2 protein-coding genes are annotated in these 2,535 nt (G+C 70.0%); both read right to left on the reverse strand.

What is annotated here, in order from left to right; genetic code table 11:
• Window positions 1-330: 330 nt before the first annotated feature.
• Entirely contained in the window at window positions 331-1,656 is a 1,326-nt protein-coding gene (gene serS / locus VIR15_RS14000; RefSeq protein ID WP_331928660.1) for a serine--tRNA ligase, read from the reverse strand.
• 65 nt (window positions 1,657-1,721) lie between these two features.
• A partial coding sequence (locus tag VIR15_RS14005; protein WP_331928662.1) for an SDR family oxidoreductase occupies window positions 1,722-2,535 on the reverse strand: 814 nt, incomplete at its 5' end.

Genomic DNA, 2,535 nt, shown 5'->3' on the forward strand with positions numbered 1-2,535 from the left:
GATAGGTCCGGGTCAGGTCCACCGGGCCAGGAGGGGCGACGGCCTGCCCGGGGAGGCGGACCTGGGAGGACCATGCGTGGAGGATGGCAGCGTTCACGTGGGTGTTCCTGGTTCTCTGGTTCGTCACGGGACGGCGTGCGGGCGGCCACGGTCGGGGATCTGGCGCCACGCACAGCGCGACCCGTTGGGGGCGGACGTGGTGGCCCCTACAGGAGCATCAGGGTGGCGTCCAGATACCGGCCAAGCACGCCGGAATCACGCGATGTCAGCAGAGCGAGGGACGAATCCGCTTGCAGGACACTAATTCCGGCGAACCGGACACCCTGTCAGTCAGGCGATCGGCTTGAGCACGTCCAGGCCGATGAACGGTCGCAGCGCCTCCGGGACGACGACCGAGCCGTCCGGTTGCTGATGGTTCTCCAGGATCGCCACGATCCAGCGGGTCGTCGCGAGTGTGCCGTTCAGGGTCGCGACCGTGCGGGTGCCCGAGCCATTCGGGTCGCGCTCGCGGGTGTTCAGTCGGCGCGCTTGGAACGTCGTGCAGTTGGACGTGGAAGTGACCTCGCGGTACTTGCCCTGCGTCGGCACCCAGGCCTCGCAGTCGAACTTGCGCGCCGCCGGCCCACCGAGGTCTCCTGCGGCGATGTCGATGATCCGGTACGGGACCTCGATCTTGGCGAGCATCTCGCGCTCCCAGTCGAGCAGGCGCTGGTGCTCGGCCTCGGCCTCCTCGGGGCGGCAGTAGCTGAACATCTCGACCTTGTGGAACTGGTGGACCCGGATGATCCCGCGCGTGTCCTTGCCGTGCGACCCCGCCTCACGGCGGTAGCAGGCCGACCAGCCCGCATAGCGCCTCGGCCCTGCCGACAGGTCGATGATCTCGTCGGCGTGGTAGCCGGCCAGCGCCACCTCCGACGTCCCGGTCAGGTAGAGGTCGTCGGCCTCCAGGTGGTAGACCTCCTCCGCATGCGCGTCGATGAAGCCGGCGCCGAGCATGATCTCGGGCCGCGCCATCGTCGGCGTGATCATCGGCGTGAAGCCCGCTGCGGTGGCCTGCGCGATCGCCAGGTTGAGCAGGGCCAGCTCGAGCAGCGCGCCGACCCCGGTGAGGTAGTAGAACCGGGCGCCACCGACCTTCGCGCCGCGCTCCATGTCGATCGCACCGAGGCGCTCCCCGAGGGCGAGGTGGTCGAGGGGCTCGAAGCCCTCAGCCGCGAAGTCGCGCGGTGTACCGATGGTCTCGAGCACGACGTAGTCGTCCTCACCACCGCTCGGCACCCCGTCGATGATGACGTTGCCCACCATGCGCAGCAGACGGGTCAGCTCGGTCTCCGCCGCGTCGGCGACCGACTCGAGCGCCTTGACCTCCTCGCTCAGACGCGCGGCCCTGGTGCGCGCGGTGTGGGCGACCTCCTCGAGGTGGTCCGCGTCGGCAGCGCCGGCCTTCCTCGCCTTCTGGAACGCGGCCATCGCTGCGCCGACGTCCTTGCTGACCGCCTTCTGCTCCGCGCGCAGCGACTCGAACTCGCCGAGGGAGGAGCGCCGACGCTCGTCGGCAGCGAGGATCGCGTCCACGATCCCCGGGTCCTCTCCCCGGGCCAGTTGCGAGGCGCGAACCCGGTCGGGGTCGTCGCGCAGGAGCTTGATGTCGATCACGGCGCCAGCCTATCGGCGGCCGTATGCCGCTCACGACCGTGATTGCCCACGGCCAGCGGCCCGGATCACCGGGCCGCAGTGGTCGCGACAAGGTCGGTGCTGACCTGCCAGAGCCGCGCGGCGACCGCCGGGTCACGAGAGAGCGCACTCGACTGCTTGGGTCGACGGTCGGCGAAGTAGGTGCCGGTCACCCCCTCCACCTCGGGTGAGGCAGCTAGGTGGATCGACGTGAGCGCCCCGCGCGCGGGACTGCGCAGGAAGGGTCGCATCACCGGGGCGACGACCTTCCATGCCACCTGCTGGTCCTCGGATCCGAAGCCGGTGCGGACCATCCCGGGATGCAGCGCGTTGACCGTGACGGGACCCGAGCCGAGACGCCGGGCCAGCTCATAGGTGAACAGAACATTGGCGAGCTTGGACTGGTTGTAGGCGCGCGGTCCGGAGTAGTCGCGCTCCCCCTGCAGGTCGTCGAAGTCGATGGTGCCGAGCGTGTGTGCCCCCGACGCGACCATGACGATGCGCGCAGGGCCGCCCTCCCCGAGCCGGTCCAGGAGCAGTCGGGTCAGCAGGAACGACGCGAGGTGGTTGACGGCGAAGGTCCGCTCGAGGCCGTCGGCCGTGACGTGGCGGGTCGCCCAGAAGCCGCCGACGTTGTTGACGAGCACGTCGAGCCGCTCATAGGTGGCGAGCACGTGGCTGGCCAGCCGCCGCACCTGCACCTGTGAGGACAGATCGGAAACGAACACGTCGACGTATGCCGCTGGGCTCGCTTCCCGGATGGTGCTCGCTGCCGCTTCGGCGCGCTCTTCGTCGCGGCCAATGATGCCGACGCGGGCACCGAGGCCGGCGAGACCGGCGGCTGTCGCCCGGCCGATCCCG

This window comes from Intrasporangium sp. (assembly GCF_036566125.1).
Classification (GTDB): domain Bacteria; phylum Actinomycetota; class Actinomycetes; order Actinomycetales; family Dermatophilaceae; genus Intrasporangium.